We start from the raw sequence: 21,780 nt of genomic DNA, 5'->3' as shown, positions 1-21,780 counted from the left end.
GAATCAAAATGAAACGTTTTACCCTTATTGAATTACTCGTTGTTGTTGCGATCATCGGTATCTTAACTTCCCTCTTGCTTCCAGTCCTCGGGAAGACTAGGAAACAAGCAACTGCAGCATCATGTAAAAGCAAGATAAAACAAAATTTCACGATGATTCAATTCATGGTGGATGACCATGATGGCTACTTTAACAACCGTCGCATTTCGCAACATTACCCCGATTCAGCCAAAGTCTGGAGCGAGCGAATTTTAAGTGATTATTGGTCTGGTGGAAGTAAAAAAAATGTTGTATGCCCTCTACAAGAAGAAGCCGCAATGCGGAGAGCAAATGATAACCGTGTCGCTTATGGCGCTCCCAATACGACTCAATTAAGTGATGCAGCTAATCCAGAAGAAATCCATCTACTGAACGGAAACTCCAAAACAGGTGTTTCGGGAGTATGGAAAAATGGTCAAAAAACTACCGAGCGCTGGTTGCTAGTTGATTCTTATCATGGTCCCTGGAAAGCCCCCACTCCAACAATCTCAAACTTAAACGAGAGCAAAATTCACTTACTTCATCTTAACAAAGCCAATGTAGCTTTTGTTGATGGACATGTTGAAGCCTATAGTAGCACACAAGTCCTCTACGGCTTAGGATTCAATAAAGTCCTTAGTGAAAACTTGGCCATCATCGAAAAATAAGTTCACCTCATCCTCAAGTAGAGCTTTATAAGGCTCACTTTAGATTCTAAGGTTTATGAAGTTATTTACGATACCCCACAGGTATAATGCGACCCATACGAGGAGGACGCTGTCCCCCTCGAGCTCCCCCAGCAAGGAAATGCCTTTCATTGACCAGGCGATTAGGGACTTTGCCCCGCTTTATGGGTAATCGTGAAGTTATTTAAACCTCGACTAACTTATTTAAAACAAAAATTAAATTTCGAAGTCTGAACCGAGGTAAATCTCGCGGGCTTCCTTGTCGGAGACGAGGAAGTCACTTGTGCCTTCGGTGAGAAGCTCACCTTTATTCATGATGTAGCCGTAATCCACAATAGAGAGCATATCGCGCACTGAGTGGTCGGTAATGAGAATCGAGATACCACGATCTTTTAAACGGCGAATGATTTTTTGAACTTCGCTGACAGCAATTGGGTCGACGCCGGCAAAAGGTTCATCCAGCATCAGGAAAGTTGGATTAGTGACCAAAGCACGAGCAATTTCTAAACGGCGGCGTTCACCACCAGAAAGTGTCACGGCTGCTTGATCGGCAACTTTTTCCAAGCCCAATTCATCAATCAAATTATGCATGCGTTTCACACGCTCGGCTTTATCGAGCTTGAGCATTTCCAAAATCGCCATGATGTTGTCTTTCACTGTAAGACGACGAAAAACTGAAGGTTCCTGAGCTAAATAACCCATGCCCATACGAGCGCGTTTGTACATGGGAAGCTTGGTGACATTTTCGCCATTAAAGAGCACTTTGCCCTCTTCTGGACGAACAAGTCCCACAACCATGTAAAAAGAAGTTGTTTTACCGGCACCATTAGGACCCAAAAGGCCAACAATCTGCCCCTTTTCGACTTTAAAAGAAACGCCTTTGACAACGCGTTTTTTCTTATACTCCTTAACGAGTCCTTCAGCTTTAATGATGTATTCCACTACTTGGCCTTTTCTAAGCTTTCATCGCTTTCAATGGTAACTTGACCAGATTCGATTGTTTCTGTTTCACGATGAATAATGAAAAAATCAGATTTCATTCTTTGACCATCTTCGCTAATGAGTACGGGTTTTTCTTTTTCTGTCCCCGTTAAAGTAATCGTTTGATCTTTGAGTAAGTAAACCGCTTTCGTGGCCGTCGCCGTATTGGGTGATTGGCGGATTTTGACATTATCGATTGCGACAATCTTTTCTATACCACCCTTAGTGGTTTTAGTCGCTTTGGAGTAGAAAACATGCATTTCATCGCATTCAAGATAAAAGTCACCATCTTCAACGACGACATTGCGCTTAAAAATGGCGAGACCTTTTTTACTATTATAACTAGAGGACTCCGACTGAATTCTGAGGGGAACCTTTTTCTTTTTTTCTTTTTTAGCTTCGTCCTTAGATTCTTTGCCTTCTTCTTTTGAATCATCTTTTTTGGCATCAGACTCTTCTTTTGAATCATCTTTTTTAGCTTCGGTGGATTCGACTTCGGCCTTTTCTTTTGGCTCTTCGACTTTGGGCTCTACTGACTTCGTTTTTGAACTCGTTAATGGCTCACCTAAAGTTAAATCCTGTGCTTGTAGCATGAGGCCAAAACATAGGATAAATAAAAATTGTTTCATTTCTTTTTCTCTTCTTTGCTTACTTTAAAAACCGCTTTTACTTGACTACGAATGCGGATGTTTTGTTGATTGACCGCGACATCGTAGCCCACGCCGTCAATTTTCCCTTCATTAAAAGTAATATTAACTTTTTCGGTAGATTTAATTTTTTGTGTCGATTGATCGTAAAAGCAACTGGGGCTTTTAACCACAACCGGCGTTCCCTTTTTCTGATAAATATTAAGTGTGTAGTTCGCCAATTTAATATCTTGGCCATACAGGCGAGCTTCGTCGGCAATTAAGTCCATTTTCTTAAAGCCGGTCTCATCAACTTCTGAGTAACGGGCGTTTTTGATCTTCAATTGCGTTTCTGCCTGCGCAGAGAAAATGAAAATGATGAGTAGAAAACTGAATCTCATTGACTTTGATCCTTTAATAATTGCTCCACTTTAGCCACATCTTCCGGAGTATCAACTCCCACGCTTTCGCGATCACTTATGGCAACGAGTATTTTTTCACCATGTTCCAAAACACGCAACTGTTCAAGTGATTCAATTTTTTCTAGGCTTCCCTGAGGCCAAGTAATAAAGTCAAAAAGCAATTGACGACGATAAGCATAAATACCCCAGTGGAGGTAAATACTATCGCCCTCTTCAGGCTGATTGCGACTGAAAGGCATCGAGCAACGCGAGAAATAAAGGGCTTGTTGTTGCTTATCCAAAACCACTTTTACGTTATTGGGATTGGTGTATTCTTCAGAATCAAAAGATTTTCTTACCGCCACTGTGCCCATATTGACTTGAGGTGAGTTTTTCATGCGATCGACTAATTCGTCAATAACTTCAGTAGGAAGCAAGGGCTCATCGCCCTGGAGGTTGATAATTAAATCACAATCAATTTCTTTAACGGCTTCGGCAATGCGATCAGTTCCCGTTGGGTGATCACTACGCGTCATCACAACTTCTCCACCAAAATTTTTGACGCAAGCAAATATTTTTTCGTCATCTGTAGCGACAATCACTCTATCCACTTTAGATGCGGCTGCTTTTTCGTATGTCCATTGAATCATTGGCTTCCCCGCAATTAAGGCTAAGGGCTTTCCTGGAAAACGAGTACTTCCATATCGTGCTGGAATCACTGCTACTGTGGTCATTTGCTTCCTCATTTATTATCGCAATTGTTCTATAAAAGCGTCAATGTATCCTGAATCTCTTATTTTTCACTTGTCTTTTAGACTGATGTGGGCAAATTGTGGCTACTAAATTACCTAGGAAAACTCAATGACTCTGCAAATCACTGCACTACTAATGGCTCTCTGTTTAATTATGCCCGGCGCGGTACTTTTTTGTGCTAAAAACGAAAAGTCCAAAGCAATGCCCCGCGAACGTATTATTGGCAGCGTGCTCACTCTTGCTTCCTTTGCATGGGCTGGACTCCAAGGCTACACTCTTTTAAAAGAAGATTTTACTTCAATTTCCCGCATTTTACCCTTTCTCGTTCCTGCATTAGCGATTGGTTCTTGCTTATTCGTGGACTACCTCTTTACACGTGGTCTCGGCTTTGCACTCTGTTTACTGAGCACACAATACCTTAATCAACTTTTTGCTGCTGACCCTAGTGCTCGCCAACTCGCATCACTTGCTGGTTATGTGGCGATTATCCTTGGCATGTTTTTAGTGGGTCACCCTTGGATGTTCCGCAAAGCCTTGGAAAAATGTCGTGATCAAGAAAAGTGGCGCAAACTTTTACCTGCTGCTTTTGCGCTTACCGCAATTATTATCGTTTGCATCCCTCTTAGCGCATGATCAATTTACAGGAAAGCGATTCTCCTTTAGACGAGTTAAAAATCCAACTACCTGAGGGCTTCTCGCAAAAAGCTGAAGAAATCTATCAAGTCGTCACAAAAATTAATGAGACGCACAATTTAACGCGCATCACTTCTCCAGAAGATTTCAAGATCCGCCACCTCATTGATAGCATTTGTTCGGTGGCCTATTACCCTGAGCTCGCAACTGAAAGCCTCAAAATCCTCGACCTCGGTTGCGGTGGTGGTTTTCCTTGTATTCCCCTGTCCGCTTACAATCCCCAATTGGATATCACAGGTTTGGACTCGGAAGGAACTAAAGTTAAATGCGTTGCTCAAGCTGCTTCAGAGCTTGGTTTAAGCAATTTAAAAACGATCCATGCTCGAGGACGCGAACTCGCTATTAAAGAAGAGCATAAAGCACAATATGATATTGTGACCGCTCGAGCGGTTGCCACGGCTGACAAGCTCATTAAAGAATGCCGTCAGTTCCTCAAGCCAAAGGGACGTATCCTGCTCTATAAAACTCCTGAAGCAATCAAAAAAGAAGAAAAACTCACTTTACGCGAAGCCAAAAAATATAAGTTTGATATTGAGCTGAGCCCTATTTTTACTTTGCCAAATGACGCTGGCCAGCGTCAGTTCATTGTTTTTCATTCACAAAGATGAAGTTTGAGTCGCCCTTAATTGCGGGCAAGCTCGTTCGCAGATGGAATCGTTTCCTCTCTGAAATTGAACTCGAAGACGGCGAAGTCGTCCGTGCTCACTGCCCTAATTCAGGGCGCATGACTACCTGCAATATCCCTGGGGCTCCCGTGCTCATTCGCTTTGTCGATGATCCCAAAAGAAAACTCAAGTACACCTGGGAACACATTCATACGGGAACTCATTGGGTTTGCATTAACACCAATCGCGCCAACCAAGTCGTGAAAGAATCTTTAACACAAAAACTCATCCCCGAATTTGCGCACTACGCAAAAGTTCGCCCCGAATTTAAAGTCGGTAAATCGCGCATTGATTTCCTGCTCGAGAATGAGCATGAAAAATGTTTTATCGAAGTGAAGTCAGTGAGCTACATTGAAGGGCAGAAATGCTGCTTTCCCGATGCCGTCACCAGCCGAGGACTCAAACATTTACACGAGCTCATTGAACTCAAGCAAGAAGGCCATCGAGCCGCTATGCTATTCCTCACTATGTCCGACCAACCCAAATCCTTTAGTCCCGCCGATCACGTTGATCCAGAGTATTGTAAAGCTCTTCGAGACGCAAAAAATGCAGGTGTAGAAATTTTAGTCTACACCTGCAAAAGCTCTGAAGAAGAAATGATTTTGGGTGAGCCTATTAAGGTCACCCTTTAGATTTATAAGAAATACTGGCGAAGTACGGCTGTGTATAGGTCTCCCACGCGGTAACCTTCGGGCTCACACTCTGCTAGTATCGCATCGAGTTTTGACTCATCTTGCACGCCTGTTTCGCGTCCGTACATGTATTCAATCAACCTTTTACTAAACGCTCTAGCGGTCGCTTTTTCGTACTTAGCCAAGTACTGCTTAAGCTCGACAAAATCCTTGATTTTCTCACCATTGATCTTCACAGGATCTCTCGAGTAATGATTATTGTCTCCACCAATTGTATCAAAACGGTCCATAATTATAGCGAGTGAGTCAATTCGTTTGTGGCAGCTATTACAAGCAGGGTTTTCTGCGTGCACGGCTAAACGCTCTCTAAGGCTCTTTACATTGTGACCTGCTTCAAAAGCTTCAACGTCAACATCAGGAGGAGTTGGCAAGGGCGAGTCAAGAATGTTTTCCGAGATCCAAGCTGCTCGACGTAAAGGTAAGGGATCAACACCATTGCCAGTCGTGGTTAAGAAAGCTCCCATACCTAGTATGCCACCGCGGTTGGCGTCATTGACTTTTTTCACTGCAAAATCAGCTTCATAAACGATTGGTGGTTGATCTCTGCCTCTGAGCTTCGCCCAACCCACGCCATTATAAAAATCATCCAAATCAGAATTCACAATTTTATAATCCGCCGTAACTAATTCTTTAATCGGGCGATTTTCTTTTAAGAGTTTCTCAACAAATAACTCGGCTTCTACACGGTAGGCATCTTCAAAGTTTTTAGCGTAATAAGTACTGAAAGCTTCTTCATCAGGCAAGTTGGTTTTTATTTCGCCTAACTTCAACCATTGGTAAGTGAAAGGGGCAATGAAGCGACGGAAATTATGATGCTTCCTTACATAGTCGCTCAAAATTTGAGGCTTGCGCGACTTCTTTGCCTGTGAGTACAAGTTCTTAAATTCTTCATTAGGTGGACTCTTGAGTAAAGCATAAGAACTAAAACGAACGAATTCCTCTAGAGTTTTGGGTTTATTATCCACCACTAAAAACTGGGGTGATAAAAAGAACATCATCAAAGAGTTTCTGTAGGCATCTTCATAAACCAGTTTATCGACCTGAAAGTCTTTAAACATGTATTGATAGATAATATTATTTTTTAAACCCAATAATTTGTGTAAGGTTTTAAATTTATCGCCAACTTGCGAGGTCCCAATATGTTTTTTGCGCTGTTCCTCATCGAAGGATAAGGGATGGACTTGGACATTGTAAGGACCTTCAATTTTAACTTGCTTCATGCGCACCATTGGAAAGTCATACTTAATCGTGCGCATGTATTTAGCATCCATCTCTTCTTTTGCTTTTTGGTCAGCCTCTTCGCCGTACTTAAAATAAGCGATCTCAGTAGAAAGGCTGGAATGATTGGGATAATCAACATCCAAAGTAAATCCAATAGCGGCTCGACGTTTCAGGGTGAATTCCAGTGCATATTCACCTGAAGAAGCAATTTCTATGGTCTCCAAATACTGCGTACTCGCATAAGCATCACCCAGACCTGGAGGCGCAATGAAAAATTTCACCGGTAAGCCTAAAGCATTTTCACCAATGCGATCCTTCCATTCCTTAAAAATATCTACAACATTTTCACCATACTTTTTCTCACTAATTTTTGCGAGGTCCATATTGAGTGCCTCACCATGAAAACGCAGTGTATAAGTCCCTGGTGGTAAACTATTTTTGAGCATAATTGATTCGACAGCTTTATTCTCATCCGCACCCACTTTTCGCGCTTGCTTAGCTGTGACTTTTTTCTCATCTAAATGTTTATAGGTCACGAGATCGATTCGGTTCTGCCAGTTCCAGCGCAGGTCAAGATAGTTTTTACCATTTACTGAGGTATGCACATTGCGACTTAAAGTGGGTTTTAAGTTCAACTTTTCTATTTGTGGCTTCAAGCCAACAAAACTTTTTAATACATCATACATGATATGATAATACTGAGCTAAGTAATACGGACTGAGCACTTTTCTTTGATGCGTATAAAACTCTTTATCTGAGTAGGCCGTATGCAATGAGTCGAAAGGATTGTATGTACCTGTATCGATATCAAACAAATCAACCATCGTATTTTGAATTTCAAAGGGAGTTAAGACACGTGTATTATCAGTCACCTTCAAACCTTCATGAAGAGTCTTGATTGAACTAAGGACTAGCTCTTTTTCCTCTTCTTCAAGCATCTTAGCATTGAGGTCATCTTCTGGAGGCATCTCGCCCTTATTTATACTGCGATAAACTTTTGCCCACGCTCGAGTGTTCAAGGATTTAGAGTTCATCAAAGCGACAATATTAAAGTCGCCCTCAATCTCTTTACCCTTTTCACCATGACAAGTCACACATTTATCCTTGAGGACTTGGTTAAAGCTATAATGCTTGAGTTCGCCAGTAAATATATTTTCCACAACTTCTACGGGTTCAGGCTCGGGTTCGTACTCCGGCTCAACTTCGACCACTTTCGGCTTGGGTTTCGGCTTATACTTAGGCTTCTCTTTTTTTACAACAGGCTTGGGTTTATTGCGCTCGGCAATCTCAGCTCTTTGTTTTTGAACGTACTCAATAATCGGCTTATAATTATATCCGATTGCACCTAATATGGCTAAAAATACGATCAAGCCTACAGGGACTTTCTTTTTCTTTTGAGCTTTAGGAAGCTTAGTCGGAACTTTTAATTTTTTCTTTTTTAATCCAGGCTTAGAAGATTTTCTTTTCCCCTGAGTATTTGTTTTTATTTTAGACTTAGTTTTACCAAGGGACTTTTCTTTAGCTGCAGGCTTATCAAGCTTTACTTCTCTAGCTTCTGTATGCTCGACTTTTTCTGCTTGAACTTCCGCATCAACTTTCTTTGCCTCAGCCTTATCAAGGTCCTCATTCAAGGTGATTTTTACATCAGCTTGCTCTTTTTTGACTTTATCACCCCAAGGTTTAAGTTTTTGGCTCGACTTCACAACCTTAAGACCGTCAAGACTATTATCATCCGAAGAGCTTTGCGTTTCCTGGGCAGGAGTTTGCGAACTAATGACCTGTAGATTTTCAATAGCTGGCCATGAATCCGCTGAAGCACTTTCACTTACTGGAGCAGCTTCTTCAATTGGCTGTTCAAGAGGGTTGTCTGCAGCATTTTGAGCGAGGACTCTTTGCTCAATGGTATTAAGCTCATCTAGCACTTCCGTCATTAAACCTTCAGCATTTTCAGCCGATAACTCGCCATTGGCGACTTTCTCTTCTAAAATCTCTAGCTCAGCTAACTTAATCTGTAGAAGGTCTTTATCTTCCTCAGTCATTTTTACAACTGGCTCATCACCTTGAGGCATATTCTCTTCACTCATTGATTAAGCTCCAAACAGTTGTGGAATGACAGTATTATTGCCATTGAAATTCAAATCTCTAAAGCCACTCTGCTTTAAAATACTCGAGAACAGCTGTGAAGAAGTAATTTTAACGTCTTTACCTTCCGCACATTGAAGATGGGTTTTGTGATTAAAGCCACCGCCAAACAAAAAGGCCGCACCATTTTTATTTGTGTGGCGACTCGCATCTGCCATACCACAGTGAAACAAGACGATTGTGTCGTCCAGTAAGCCACCTTGTTTGAGGTCTCTGATAAATTTGCGTAAACCACCAAGGATTTTATCATCGATGATTTCCAGCTCATAGATTCTTTCTGAATAACCACCATGATGACTCAAAGTGTGGTAACCATGTGTGATGCCATCGAGATTTCGAGTCAAACCACCACCAAATTGCAAGACGGCAATTTTTGATTGTTGCTTCTCTAAAGCTTCATAAACTAAACGGTAATTGTGATGACAATTGGGTAAAGGTGATTTTTCAGCACTCTCTGAAAAAGCTTTTTTGAGGTAAGGCTTTTTAACTTTAAGCCATTTTTCTTTTTCATTTAGCACTTCAATTTGATACGCCACTGAAGCTTTTAGGTCAATATCCTGTGGACGACCTTTTCCATAGCGACGTAAATTCCTTGCGAGAGATTCTAAGATATCTCGTTCGCGTTTGATATAAGCTTTTTCTTTATCTAAGTCAGTTTTTGAGAAAATGTGTTCGTGAAAAGCATTTAAACCTTGGTGAGCTGGCATCGGTTGAGCGAACTGATTCCAGGAAACAAATTTTCCTCGATTCACTTGGTGATAAAGCAGTTTATTTCTCGTTTCTTGAACCGATCCCATAGCGAGTTTCTGATCCAAACTAATGAACTGCCTCTCGGGGTAATGACTGCGATCTTTGTAAGCTAAGCCCGTAAAAGTCCCTTCTTCAACTTCGTGTCCACCACCAAGCCCAGGTTGTGAGATCCCTTGTAAAAAAGTCATATCTTTTTTAAACTCAGAAAAATACTGCGTCATGTATTTACAGGCCGCACCACCTTCTCGGTGATTGCCCGCATACAAGCCTAAATCCAAGCAGACTAAAACGACATTTTTCTTTAATTTAACACGTGGAGCTTGCCCTTTTGTTGCGGCGACCATTTGGCTGGGCGCAGCAAGACCCAAAGCCGAAAGTTTCAGTAAATCTCGTCTATCAATCATATTCTCATCCTATTATCAAGCTCAAACACTGCTTTGTAAGAAGTATTAAAGCCATTTCCTTTTCTATCTTATGTCTACTAAAAACAAAAAGTTGACAGGAAAAAAGGTTTTTCTTAAAGTTTAGCACTTATGAGTTCCGTCGTATGCTAAACATTTAAGTTGACAACTTAAAAAGATTTTCTTCCTATCTTCCCCTCAATAACAAGCCCTAAGGGCTAATATGACTGGAATTGGGATTTTTTATGGAATTTTTAATCTTTAAAAAATATCAATTAAGCAGTTAACGATGAAAACTTACATCACAGAGCGATGTCACTTTAAATAGCCCCACATATAATGTGGGGTGTAGTACAAGGGCAAAAAAACAAAGTATTTGGCATTTTAATCATAAAGTTGGGAAATAAGTCTAAAGCACTATATTGACCTACTATTTAAAAAAAATAATTACTTAATCACTTTATGAACTGGCCAAAAATTGAAGAATTCCTTCTCGAGATCGGTGAAGCCATTGCACTTCATACTCATCAAAAAATATGTTCCGAGAACTCACAGCACTTAAGCCAAGTTCATACCGTGAGCCAAAGCGATACCATCTACCAAATAGATCGTTATGCCGAAGAAGTCATCATAAAACTATTAGAAAATCACTCACAGGAATTTGGTGGTATTGTTTTAATTGCCGAAGGTATTGGCGAAAATGAGGTCTCCTCCTACCCGCAAAATAAAACCCACGATGATTGCGCTCTGCGCATTATTATGGACCCCATCGATGGGACTCGAGGCCTCATGTACGACAAACGTTCCGCTTTTTTCCTTGCGGGAGCCGCAAAAAACAATGGTCCAAATACGAAACTCTCTCATATCGAAACGGCCGTCATGGTCGAAATTCCAACGAGTAAGATGATCTACGCAGATAGCTTGAGTGCCATTAGGGGCAAAGGAATCAAAGCCTACCGCAAACACCTCGAAACTTCCGAAAAGAAAACTTTCTCTCCTCAAGCCTCACAAGAAAATCACTTACGTGGTGGTTTTGCGCAAATCGCAAGATTCTTTTCACCAGGGCGTACTGAGCTCGCACAAATCGAAGAAGAACTCATCGAGACCCTTTACCCCGACGCCGCAGATGGCGAGATTCTCAATTTCGAAGATCAATACATCTCCACTGGAGGACAACTTTACGAAATGCTCATGGGCAAAGATCGTTTCATTGCCGACATTCGCCCAGCACTCTATAAAAGCATGAAACACCTTAGAAAAGGCCATGTCTGCCACCCCTACGATATGGCGGCCCTACTCATTGCAGAAGAAGCCGGGATAATCGTAAGCAACATCAAGGGCGACACCCTCGATGCAAAAATGACCACAACTTGCCCCGTCAACTGGATAGCCTACGCTAACCAGGCTATCCACAAGGAAGTCTCGCCCCTCTTCCATCAGATTCTCTCTAAGCATGGGATCAAATAACTTAAGAGTTTTTGTTCAGTCAGTGTTGAGTTAGGCTATTTTTGCTTAGTATAGATAATAATTAATTATTCAAGGAGTCCAAGATGCGCAAAATGCTCATTTCAATGCTAAGCCTATTTAGCTGTTTACTTTATTCTGTAGACAAACCCAACATCATTATTTTCCTCGTAGATGACATGGGTATGATGGACACCTCAGTACCCTTTATTACTGATAAAGACGGCACTCCACAAGTTCAGGAACTCAACGAATATTTCCGAACTCCTGCCATGGAAAAATTAGCGAGCCAAGGCATTCGCTTTAACCAATTCTGTGCACAAAGTGTTTGCTCTCCGAGCCGTGCATCTATCATCAGTGGTCAAAATGCTACGCGCCACCGCACCACGACTTGGATTAACCCCTCAGGCAATAACAAAGGGCAATTTGGACCAGAAGGCTGGAACTGGACTGGAATTGAAGCAGGCTCACCCGTCTTACCGAAAGTGTTTGGCGACGCTGGCTACACAACAATTCATATTGGTAAAGCTCACTTCGGTAACAAACAAGCTCCCGCAAACGACCCACTCAAAATCGGCTTTCAACACAATGTCGGCGGCGCTTGCTGGGGACGTCCAAAAAGTTATTATTCCGAAGATCACTTCGGCAATCACCCCAAATATAAAAAGGGTAAAAAACCCGTCACACACAACGTACCCCATTTAGAAAAATATTATGATTCGGGCACTTTTTTAACGGAAGCACTCACTTTGGAAACGCTCCCCCTCATCGAGAAATCTGTCAGTGCAAAAAAACCTTTTTTCCTCCACCTATCACACTACGCACTCCACGGCCCCTTTAACTCTGACCCGCGCTACGCCAAGAATTATGCGAATAGCGGCAAGTCAAAAAATGGTCAAGCTTTTGCAACACTCGTTGAAGGCATGGATAAGTCCCTCGGCGATGTCATGACTAAACTCGATCAACTTGGCGTTGCAGAAGATACGCTGATTATTTTCCTCGGGGATAATGGCTCCGATGCGCCTCTGGGCAAAACTCATGACACGGTTTGTGCGGCCCCACTGAAAGGAAAAAAAGGCACGCACTATGAAGGTGGCATGCGCATCCCATTTATTGCGGCTTGGGCAAAAGTGAATCCTGAGAATAAATTCCAAAAAGCTTTGCCAATTGCGCAAAACTCTATCCAAACGCAAATGGCCACTATTATGGATATCTATCCCACAGTTTTAGAACTTGCGAATATCGCAAAGCCACAAGGCCATGTGGTCGATGGCAAATCACTAAAGAAACTCATGAGCGGACAAAAAGATAACTCTCACCCTAAAACTTTCCTGATGCACTTTCCTCACCAACATCGCAGTAGCTACTACACCACTTACAGAAACCAAGATTGGAAAATCATTTATCACTACAATCCAAAGAGTGGACAGCCTGAAATTGAGCTCTACCATTTAAAAGACGATCCTTACGAGACCAATAATCTCGCCCAAAAGAACCCTGAAAAAGCTGGTGCTTTAATCAAGGCGATGAATGCTCAACTCAAAGCAGAAGGTGCCTTATTCCCCACTGACAAAAACGGCAAGGAACTTAAACCCATTCTTTAAAAAAGATTTTTTTTAATATTTTTTACATATTCTTGTCACCTCTACGGATCTGCACATGTTTTACTACTTAACGTAAATAGGTGCAGATCATGAAAAGAAAATTCTCTCTCATAGAGCTACTCGTTGTGGTGGCCATCATAGGCATCCTTGCTAGCTTGCTACTCCCCGCATTAGGCCAAGCACGAAAAACGGCTCAAGCCGCTTCGTGTAAAAATAATATTAAATAAATTACTTTAGCTATCCTCAGTTACAGTATGGATAACGAAAATTATGCACCTGCAGATAAATTTAGTCGAAATACAGATTTACAATGGCATAGAACACTCTCAGAAAAAGAATATATAGAATTTAATTTAAACAATGAAAACTCTATTTATCATTGCCCGAACGGCCTTGCAGTTTCAGAAAACTCGCACAATAACTATGCCATCAATTTTCGTCTTGCTCGAGGAACATTAGCGGGATCATATGAACCATCTTCTTTAAACTACAGTTACCTTTCAAGTCTTGAAAGTAACCACTCTACAGATACCGTCTTACTACTCGATGGCTACAACAATAACCGCATGCTCCAAAGCTCTGAAATAAATTCGGACAATATTTTTAATCGCGCTTCTGACTCAAAGATTGCGCGCCATAAAGACAAACTCAATATTTCCTATCTCGATGGTCATGTTGAATCAATGGCTGGCTCAACTTTACTTCCCGAAACAAATTATCGAAGTGATTTCTGGACGCCTTAATTCCGCTTCCAAACTCAATAGAAAAAATTAAAGTTTTAAAAAAAATTACTAAATTTTTCATCCGATAATTTTCTTTGTCACTTTTCTTGTGTTCTCCTGTTTTCATCAATAGAATTATCAAAATGGGAAACACACATGCATAAAAAATTCACTCTCATCGAGCTCTTGGTGGTCATTGCCATTATCGGCATTTTGGCTAGTTTACTTCTACCCGTATTGGGAAAAGCCCGAAAAAAAGCTCAATCCACTGTCTGTAAAAACAATCTCAAACAGATTAGTATGGCCTCATTGATTTATGCCGAAGATAATAACGATCTTGCTCCCGCTGACCTCGATTCTGGCTTAGCCAATACGCAATGGCCCGTCACTCTATCCAACCTCAACTATTTACAGTTTAATCCACAAAATGGCAATAGCTCTTATCATTGTCCTCAAGGAACTCCATTCACAAAGGTCTGGGAAAGTAACTACGCCTTAAATTTCCGTTTTGGTCGCTACACGGATGATGGCACCGCCACTCCTTGGAACTCACATGATGACCTCTTCACCATTCAAAGTAACCATGCTTCATCAACCCTATTCCTCATGGACAGCGCTGATACACAACGGTGGATATGGAGTAACTTGACCGCTAACACACTATATAACCTTGGCACTGGAAGTGTCGCGAGGCATAACAACTTCGCAAATCTCGCCTACCTAGATGGCCATGTCGCAAGTTTATCGGGTACAGCAATACTTTCTCAAAATGGCTTCGAAACCGATTTTTGGATGCCTTAATCTCGCTGTTTCAAACTCAATAAAGCAGGAAGAAGCAGACAGCTTGCCACTAGACCACAAAGCAGCGTTATAGCCCCACTGAGGCCAAACTCACGCATCGGCGGATAAGGGGAGAAATAAAACAGAAAGAAGCACGTACTCAAAATGAGCGAGGTACAAATCATCGGTTTGAGCTTGCTATGAAAACAATTTGCCAAGGCAGACTGATGGGAGTGTCCTTGCTCAATTGAATGGCGGTAATACGACAAGAAATGAATTGCGTCATCAACTACGATTCCCAAAAGGATCGTTCCGCTCATCACCGTGACAGAATTTAAATTGATCTCCGCTAAATACATCACCAAGACCAAACTCGCTAAGGCACTCGCCGCCGTTAAAAATGCGTAGAGCGCATACTTGCCACTTCTCCACAAGACGAGTAAAAGCACAAACATACTGAATAAACTCAGCCCAAGACTATTTATTTGTGTTTCTAAAATCTGCTGATCCGATTTCAAGATGGACTGTAAGCCATTGGGAATCACAATTTCTAAACCTTCGGGTAAATTTTCCTGTGAGAGCTCAATAAAATCTTCGGCAATCTTGATAAACTCATGCGACCTCACATCATCCGTTCGCAAAATAAAGAGGCTCTCCGTCAAATCTTCATTTTGTAAAACATCCCGAAAAGGAAAACGCTGGCTATTGAGAATAAGGTTGTAGGTGAATAGTGATTCCTCTGGAGGAAATACATTTCCATGGGATAAACTATCTCCTAGAAACAACTGGTGAACCGTCGTATAGAACTGCGAGTACGTATAAGCATTTTTCACCCCAGGCATTGCCATCGCACGATTTCTTAAATCATGTAAGTACTTAACATTCTCATACTTTTGAATGCCGCCCTTTTCTTTGGTCACAACTTTGAGCTGAAAAATGTTCAGCCCACCAAAATGATCATTGACTAACTCCAATGATTGACGCGTTTCACTTTCTGGAGTTAAAAATTCGCGCGCGCGCATATCAGTCTCGAGCTTTGAAAAGCTCATAAATGCACTAAGAAAAAGAATGCTAGCACCTAGATAAAATACAGCTTTGCTACGATTAAGCACTCTAACTAAACCATGCGAATAATCTTCTTTTTCCTGCCAATCTGAATGTTTCTCAAGGTCCTTCGAACTCTTGGATAAAAAGTAAAAAGGAGCAAAACTTAAAACAAATACCGCCAACAAATACTGCACACCTAATTGACCTAAGACCTGTAAAATATGAACTTCACTAAACATCAAACTACCGAAAGCGATAAAAGACGTGAGCAAGGCAATACATGAAGGTCGAAAAACGCGCTTTAATGCATACGCCCAAGGATTATTAGAGTTCTGTTCAGCCTGTTGATAAACCGCAAAGAAATGAACTAAAAAAGTCAATTGTAGCGATAGTACCAGGGGGATCAGAATGCAGGTATAGACATTCAAATCATACTGATTGAGAGCAAAAATAAGTGGACATAAGAAAACGCCTCCCAATTCCAAAGCGAGCATCCAAATGAGAATTTTAAGTGATTTAAAACTCACGCAAATAATAATTAAAATCAGTATAAAGCCTGCAAGTAAAACCTGTGCAACAAAGGTCTTGGTCAGTGTGAAGAATTCTGCACTTAGGACAGGCTCACTCAAGACCGAAACCTCGATGCCCTGCTCTTCGAACTCCTTCATACTTTCGCTGATTTTCTCCCACAAAAGAATTTTTTCTTCTAAGCCTATCTCACTATTTTTAAGGCGCGCTAACACCATGGTGTATTGACCATCGGCCGAAACCATGAGATCTCGAGTCATCGGATAATGGCAAATAAAATCTTTAAGTTCCGCCCATTCTTCGGGAGTCTTTTCTTCTAAGTTTAAAAAGACTTCTAGACGAATATTTTTGCGTATGTCAAAGTGATTGCCACGCTTCACTGGTCGCGCGGCATGAGTTAAGCTACGAATATCTTCGAGTTCAGGCAAGCTTTTTAATTTCTCACTTATCGCAAATAATTGCCGCGCCCCTTTTTCAGAAAAAAGCTGATCAATCTTACAAATGGCCAAGACAACGGTGCGCTCTTTAAAAGCTTCGTCCATCTTTTCATAAGTCCCACGACTGCGATGGTCGGTACCCATAATAGCATTGACTGAGGTATCGAGCTTGAGTTGCCGAACAGAAAACCAAGCACCTGCGACGAGCGCACAAGCCAAGAGTATTCCTGCTAGACGAAGCTTCATTTATAGAAGACGAGTGGTCCCGTCGGCAAAATCAATCATTTTCTTTTTATAGAGCGCGCCTAAGGCTTTCTTAAACACTTTGCGACTGACGCCAAAAACTTCTTTCACACTTTCTGCAGAAGATTTTGAATCGAGATCCATCGAACCACCCTTTTCTTTGAGGTAGTTCAAGATAAAAGTTTCGAGATCATCTTGCACGGCGTAATGCGGTGGAAATAAAGTCACATCCAATTTCCCATCATTGCGAATGCCTTTAATGAAAACATTGAGTTCATCGCCTTTTTCTGGATAGTCAGTGAAATCGCTGTTAAAGATCATGGCGTGGTATTTGTGATCCACTACCATGCGCCAACCCAATTCGTGTTCTTCATAAACTATACCTCGAAAAGCATCGCCCACTTCAAGGTGACTGACATCATTTTTGAGTTGATTACGTACCTTGCCCGTGGCAATCACGCGTTGACTCACATCGTCATATTTTAAGTAAACAAAGGCTTTTTGACCGACGTTAAATTTGTAGGGTTGATGCGCATAAGGAACAAAGAGATCCTTCGTCAAACCCCAATCTAAAAAGGCACCAAAATCATTGACGTCTTTCACTTCTAAAAAAGCGCATTCACCGACGCGCGCCAAAGGCTTTTCAGTCGTGGCAATAATTCGATCTTCCGAATCCGTGTACACAAAGACTTCGAGCTTATCGCCTACGTTTATCTCTTTTGGAAAGTAACGTTTGGGAAGTAAAACTTCCCCTGCCGTTTCTATATCTCCCAAGTAGGCACCAAAGTCCACAAAGCGAGCTACTGGCAAAGTATTGTAATCACCAATTCTAATCATATTTATTCACTATTTTTAATTTGTCGGCTAATCTAGTGCACCGCATGACTTAACAAAATCATTTCCCTGCAATAAGCTCTAAAAAGTCTTTGCCGTAACGTGCGGCTCGGTAATCACCAATGCCTTTAATTTTTCGAAAGGCTTCTAAATCAGCAGGTTTTTCATCTTCCAAAGCTTTGAGTGCGGCATTGCTCAGCACTAACCAGGGCTCCACGTCATCGCGTTTAGCGAGCTGATTGCGCAATTGACGCATTTCTTCGTACAGGTCACCGCCCTCAACTTTCTTTTTGCGTTGAATCGCTGCCGTCGCCCGCGAAGGTTCGCGTTTGATGCGTTTCTTTTTACCTGGAACCATGATTTCAAGCGCTTTCGGTCTTTCGATGAATTCATGCCCCATGGTGGTCACTTTTAAAACGGGGTACTTATCTTTGGTGCGTTTCACCAAGCCCTTACCCTCCAAACTTTGCAAGAGCTCTCGTACGTGAGATTGATCCAACATATCCAAACAGCCATAATGATCAGAATCCTTCAAGCGACTACCAATAATCGAGGCATCGCGACTGCCAGTCACTAGCATGGCAATTTTCGATAAACCTAAATAACCGCTAAAATTGTCCACTGCCTCCATCAAACGCAGCGCCTGACGCGTCTCAACTTCAGTTAGACGACGATATTCCCCACCTGTGCCTGACGCAGGCTGACAACGGTCACAGGTTCCACAGCGCCAAGTTGAATCATCCGCACCAAAGTATTTAATAAGGTAATCCTGACGACAATCACGAGTATGAACATAAGTGATCATTTCATCCAGGCGTTCAATCTCTGATTCGCGCCTCTTTCTCAAACCCGAAAAATCAATTTCTAATTCATCTTGTGATAAAACTTCAAAGCTTCTGCCAGAAAACGGCGGTTCCCAATGAATTTGTTCGCCTTTAAGTGCGTTCAACACGCGTTTGACTTGCTCTGGCTTTAAACCCGTAATCGAACACATCTGATAATAGGAAATATCAATCATCGCCCCATTCATCAGAGACTCACCATAGCGATCTAAAAAGCGATGAATAAAAATCGCTCGCTGAGTCTTGGCCGTCGGAAAGTCAGCGAGCAGTTCTTCGCGACTCTTAGCAAAACCCATTTTTCCCGTATTTTCTTGTCGAAAGCCACGACGAATATAATTACTTTTCTCCAACTCTTTCATCACACCCGAAAGTTGTTGGTCACCCTTAGCTTTGGGAATCGACTCCGCCAATTCACTCAAAGTCATCTCAAAGTGATTTTCTCCTGTATCTCGACACATCTTGCGCAGAGTATCCCAAGTGCTTTTTATAATCGCTTCATCGGGATTATTGAGGTCAATCAAAAATTCATGTGTATAGCGATCCGCAAAAGAGAATAATAAAACACAAGTAGATTGTTCACCATCTCGGCCTGCACGCCCAACTTCTTGATAATAGGCTTCTAGAGCGCCAGGAAAGTTGTAGTGAATCACCTGACGAATGTCGGCTCGGTCAATGCCCATACCAAAAGCATTAGTCGCGGCTAAAACGGGATTCGGGTCATACAAAAAGTAATCTTGTGCATCATTGCGATCTTTATCACTCATTCCACCATGATAACCTCGCACGGATAAGCCGTCCATCACTTCTTCCACCGCTTTGCGAGTCGCGCAATAAATGATTGTTGGCTTGCGATCTTCCATGAGTTCGCGAATTTTTTCGAGTTTCTGATCCTTTTTGGAGCAATCTTCTATACTTAGACTCAAATTGGGCCGAGCAAAACCTGTGACCACCACATCCATCGCGGGGCGGTGCAGTTGTTTTTTGATATCTTCTCTGACTCGTGGAGTTGCCGTTGCCGTAAAGGCACAAATTTGTTTAATTCCAAGTTTCTCGGCTGATTCACCCAAGCGCGTGTAATCTGGGCGGAAATCGTGCCCCCATTGCGATATACAGTGAGCTTCATCCACCACTAAGCTTTCCGGGGGATAATCTTTAAGTAAATCGCGGAAGGCCTGAGATCTCATGCGTTCAGGAGCCACGTAGAGCAATTTAATCATTCCTTGCTGAGCCTGCATAAGTATGGCATTTTGCATACTTTGACTCTGAGTACTATTGATGTACTCGGCGGCAATCCCCTTATTCTTGAGGGCATCAACCTGGTCTTTCATCAAAGCAATCAGTGGTGAAATCACCACCGTATAACCGGGTCTAACTAAAGCGGGAAGTTGGTAACACAGGGATTTCCCTGCACCAGTGGGCATAACGACACAAATATCGTCACCCTTATACACTTGCTCAATAACTTGATCTTGACCCTCGAGAAAGGTATCAAAGGAGAAGAACTTCTTGAGCCCTTCACGTAATTCATTCATTGATTAGAAACGGCTACTCGAAGACTTTTTGAAGTCTTTGAGATTAATATTGAGTTTATTAAATTTGTAGTTGAGTACACGTGGTGTCGTATTGAGCGCCCGTGCTGCCGCAGCGGCATTACCTCGGTGACGTTTAAGAGCTTCAACCAAAAGTTCTCTCTCATAAGTTTCTAAAGAAGCTTGTAAGTCAGTCACAGTATTATTATCAGGATCGTCTTCATTGAGACCTGCAGCCTGAAGCGAAGGGGGCAAGTTATAACCGTGAATCACATCGTCATCTGTACTGAGAACCGCGCGTTCCACACAGTTTTTCAACTCGAGCACGTTACCCGGCCAGTGATAAGCCATAACCATATTGATAGCTGGAGTTGAGATACGTACAACTTTTTTACCGTAGGAACGGTTAAATTCGTCGAGAAAGTAATCCGCGAGTAAAGTAATATCAGATTTGCGGTCGCGAAGTGGCGGCACAACTAAAGTATTCACACTTAAACGGTAGTAAAAGCTCTCTGAAATCTCTTCATTCTCAATTGCTTCATCCACATTTTTGTAGGTACCTACAATCAGACGAACATTTGAATTGAGAGTTTCCGTACCACCCACTCTCTTAAAAGTTTGGTTCTGAAGATAATCTTCCAACTGATGCTGGATTTCCATCGACGTATCAGTGAGTTCATCAATGTACAGAGTGCCGCCGTGAGCTTTCTCAAGCATACCCGCTTTGATCAAGCGACCATCGCGTTCGACGCCGAAAAGTTCTTTTTCTACCATGTTGATAGGGAGACCACTGCAGTTCAAGGAAAGGAAAGTACTCATTTTGCGAATACCGCTAAAGTGAATTGCACGGGAAGTTAATTCTTTGCCAACACCACTCTCGCCCATAATCAAAATGGAGCCATGAGCATTGCCCATGAGGTTGATATTCTCAAAAACCTTTTGCATAACGCGGGAGTTACCCACCATGTTACTGGGGTTGTAGCGATTACCGAGTTCTTTCTGTAAACGGCTATTTTCAGTTTTTAAAGTGTTTTTCTCTTCGATACCTTCACGGATTTGGAAAATCGCATCTGCTAATAAGTTGGCGATAATTTCTAAAAGTTGTTTTTTACGTTCCCAGTCAATATTAGGCGTTGCTTCTAAGTCGACTGAGATTGTACCAATCAATTCATCGTTGCGCATAACCGGTACACACACAAAGCCAATATCATTTTTCTTACGTGCACGCGTTCTATCGAGGAAACTTTCTTCTTCGGCAATATTGGGGATCACAATCGCTTGGCGATTCAAGCCTACTAAACCAGTTACACCCTCACCGAGAGCATAACGACCACGGGCTTTCTCTTGCGCACTTAGGCCTTTCGATGCCTCAATAATGAGCGCATTTTCATTCGTGTGAAATAAAGTTAAAGTCGCTCGTTCAGTATTCATCTCGGTTTCTAAGATGTCCAAAACTTCATTAAGCAGTGTGTTTACATTCTTATGTCTCAATAAAGACTGAGATATCTTATAAATGATCAAAAGGTCATTAGAAAACTTAGAACTCGCCATTTTGGCCCCCAAATAGAAAAAGTTTACGATAATTGTATAAAATTTATTTAAAGTATACACTCATCGTATTTTTTCTAGCGCTAGCTTAAGCAGAAAAACGGAAAAAAATGTAATTTTTACGCTTTCGAAATAAATTACTCAAAAAATCGTATTTTTAGTGTTGCAGGAAA

The 21,780-nt window shown here is 41.8% G+C and carries 19 protein-coding genes; 9 read left to right on the top strand and 10 right to left on the bottom strand.

What is annotated here, in order from left to right:
* Positions 1 to 8: 8 nt before the first annotated feature.
* Positions 9 to 686 carry a prepilin-type N-terminal cleavage/methylation domain-containing protein gene (locus tag LNTAR_RS26760; protein ID WP_007280321.1) on the top strand — a complete coding sequence of 226 codons (678 nt, stop codon included), beginning with the start codon at positions 9 to 11 and terminating at the stop codon, positions 684 to 686.
* A gap of 234 nt (positions 687 to 920) precedes the next feature.
* Here the strand turns inward: LNTAR_RS26760 and lptB are convergent, their stop codons facing one another.
* Genes lptB through kdsB form a run of 4 tightly spaced genes read right to left on the bottom strand, consistent with a single transcriptional unit; the run spans position 921 to position 3,446 of the window.
* Entirely contained in the window at positions 921 to 1,646 is a 726-nt protein-coding gene (lptB, locus tag LNTAR_RS18705; RefSeq protein ID WP_007280320.1) for an LPS export ABC transporter ATP-binding protein, read from the bottom strand.
* On the bottom strand, positions 1,646 to 2,314 hold the full coding sequence (locus tag LNTAR_RS18700; RefSeq protein ID WP_007280319.1) for an LptA/OstA family protein: 669 nt from the start codon (positions 2,312 to 2,314) through the stop codon (positions 1,646 to 1,648). The genes lptB and LNTAR_RS18700 overlap by 1 nt, the downstream gene beginning before the upstream one ends.
* Positions 2,311 to 2,712: an LPS export ABC transporter periplasmic protein LptC gene (gene lptC, locus LNTAR_RS18695; RefSeq protein WP_007280318.1), complete on the bottom strand. Its 402-nt coding sequence runs from the start codon at positions 2,710 to 2,712 to the stop codon at positions 2,311 to 2,313. The genes LNTAR_RS18700 and lptC overlap by 4 nt, the downstream gene beginning before the upstream one ends.
* Positions 2,709 to 3,446: a 3-deoxy-manno-octulosonate cytidylyltransferase gene (gene kdsB, locus LNTAR_RS18690; protein WP_007280317.1), complete on the bottom strand. Its 738-nt coding sequence runs from the start codon at positions 3,444 to 3,446 to the stop codon at positions 2,709 to 2,711. The genes lptC and kdsB overlap by 4 nt, the downstream gene beginning before the upstream one ends.
* Positions 3,447 to 3,573: 127 nt before the next feature.
* On the opposite strand from kdsB, the gene LNTAR_RS18685 reads away from it, so the two are divergent.
* From LNTAR_RS18685 to sfsA, 3 genes are read left to right on the top strand one after another with little or no spacing between them, the layout of a single operon-like run.
* Positions 3,574 to 4,098: a hypothetical protein gene (locus LNTAR_RS18685; RefSeq protein ID WP_007280316.1), complete on the top strand. Its 525-nt coding sequence runs from the start codon at positions 3,574 to 3,576 to the stop codon at positions 4,096 to 4,098.
* Entirely contained in the window at positions 4,095 to 4,766 is a 672-nt protein-coding gene (gene rsmG, locus LNTAR_RS26070; RefSeq protein ID WP_007280315.1) for a 16S rRNA (guanine(527)-N(7))-methyltransferase RsmG, read from the top strand. The genes LNTAR_RS18685 and rsmG overlap by 4 nt, the downstream gene beginning before the upstream one ends.
* Entirely contained in the window at positions 4,763 to 5,455 is a 693-nt protein-coding gene (sfsA, locus tag LNTAR_RS18675; RefSeq protein ID WP_007280314.1) for a DNA/RNA nuclease SfsA, read from the top strand. The genes rsmG and sfsA overlap by 4 nt, the downstream gene beginning before the upstream one ends.
* Before the next feature lie 2 nt (positions 5,456 to 5,457).
* On the opposite strand, the gene LNTAR_RS18670 is transcribed toward sfsA, so the two are convergent.
* Positions 5,458 to 8,820, bottom strand: coding sequence for a DUF1588 domain-containing protein (locus LNTAR_RS18670; protein ID WP_007280313.1), 3,363 nt, complete (start codon positions 8,818 to 8,820; stop codon positions 5,458 to 5,460).
* Positions 8,821 to 8,823: 3 nt separating this feature from the next.
* Complete coding sequence (locus LNTAR_RS18665) at positions 8,824 to 10,032, bottom strand: DUF1552 domain-containing protein (protein ID WP_007280312.1); 1,209 nt, start codon at positions 10,030 to 10,032, stop codon at positions 8,824 to 8,826.
* Between the two features lie 459 nt (positions 10,033 to 10,491).
* On the opposite strand from LNTAR_RS18665, the gene LNTAR_RS18660 reads away from it, so the two are divergent.
* The 5 genes from LNTAR_RS18660 to LNTAR_RS26065 all read left to right on the top strand — a co-directional run bounded on the left by LNTAR_RS18660 (position 10,492) and on the right by LNTAR_RS26065 (position 14,620).
* Positions 10,492 to 11,496 (top strand): FIG domain-containing protein, encoded by a 1,005-nt coding sequence (locus LNTAR_RS18660; RefSeq protein ID WP_007280311.1) that lies wholly within the window; start codon positions 10,492 to 10,494, stop codon positions 11,494 to 11,496.
* Positions 11,497 to 11,579: 83 nt separating this feature from the next.
* A complete protein-coding gene (locus tag LNTAR_RS18655; RefSeq protein WP_007280310.1) occupies positions 11,580 to 13,097 on the top strand; it encodes a sulfatase in 1,518 nt (505 codons plus the stop codon).
* Between the two features lie 89 nt (positions 13,098 to 13,186).
* Positions 13,187 to 13,324, top strand: a complete 138-nt coding sequence (locus LNTAR_RS18650; RefSeq protein ID WP_007280309.1) for a type II secretion system protein — start codon at positions 13,187 to 13,189, stop codon at positions 13,322 to 13,324.
* A gap of 27 nt (positions 13,325 to 13,351) precedes the next feature.
* The gene (locus LNTAR_RS18645) at positions 13,352 to 13,840 is read left to right on the top strand and encodes a hypothetical protein (RefSeq protein ID WP_007280308.1); all 489 of its coding nucleotides are present in this window, start codon (positions 13,352 to 13,354) and stop codon (positions 13,838 to 13,840) included.
* A gap of 135 nt (positions 13,841 to 13,975) precedes the next feature.
* A complete protein-coding gene (locus LNTAR_RS26065) occupies positions 13,976 to 14,620 on the top strand; it encodes a prepilin-type N-terminal cleavage/methylation domain-containing protein (RefSeq protein WP_007280307.1) in 645 nt (214 codons plus the stop codon).
* Here the strand turns inward: LNTAR_RS26065 and LNTAR_RS18635 are convergent.
* Genes LNTAR_RS18635 through LNTAR_RS18620 form a run of 4 tightly spaced genes read right to left on the bottom strand, consistent with a single transcriptional unit; the run spans position 14,617 to position 21,610 of the window.
* Positions 14,617 to 16,857, bottom strand: a complete 2,241-nt coding sequence (locus tag LNTAR_RS18635; RefSeq protein WP_007280306.1) for an efflux RND transporter permease subunit — start codon at positions 16,855 to 16,857, stop codon at positions 14,617 to 14,619. The two genes, LNTAR_RS26065 and LNTAR_RS18635, sit on opposite strands and share 4 nt — an antisense overlap.
* Positions 16,858 to 17,691, bottom strand: coding sequence for a CvfB family protein (locus LNTAR_RS18630; RefSeq protein ID WP_007280305.1), 834 nt, complete (start codon positions 17,689 to 17,691; stop codon positions 16,858 to 16,860).
* 58 nt (positions 17,692 to 17,749) lie between these two features.
* Complete coding sequence (locus LNTAR_RS18625) at positions 17,750 to 20,062, bottom strand: RecQ family ATP-dependent DNA helicase (protein WP_007280304.1); 2,313 nt, start codon at positions 20,060 to 20,062, stop codon at positions 17,750 to 17,752.
* A 3-nt stretch (positions 20,063 to 20,065) separates the two neighbouring features.
* Positions 20,066 to 21,610 carry a sigma-54-dependent Fis family transcriptional regulator gene (locus LNTAR_RS18620; protein WP_007280303.1) on the bottom strand — a complete coding sequence of 515 codons (1,545 nt, stop codon included), beginning with the start codon at positions 21,608 to 21,610 and terminating at the stop codon, positions 20,066 to 20,068.
* Positions 21,611 to 21,780: the final 170 nt, after the last annotated feature.

Origin of the sequence: Lentisphaera araneosa HTCC2155 (assembly GCF_000170755.1) — a bacterium.
GTDB classification, from domain to species: Bacteria; Verrucomicrobiota; Lentisphaeria; order Lentisphaerales; family Lentisphaeraceae; genus Lentisphaera; species Lentisphaera araneosa.
Note: the sequence above shows the minus strand (reverse complement) of the source record. Positions and strands in the feature narration are given on the sequence as shown.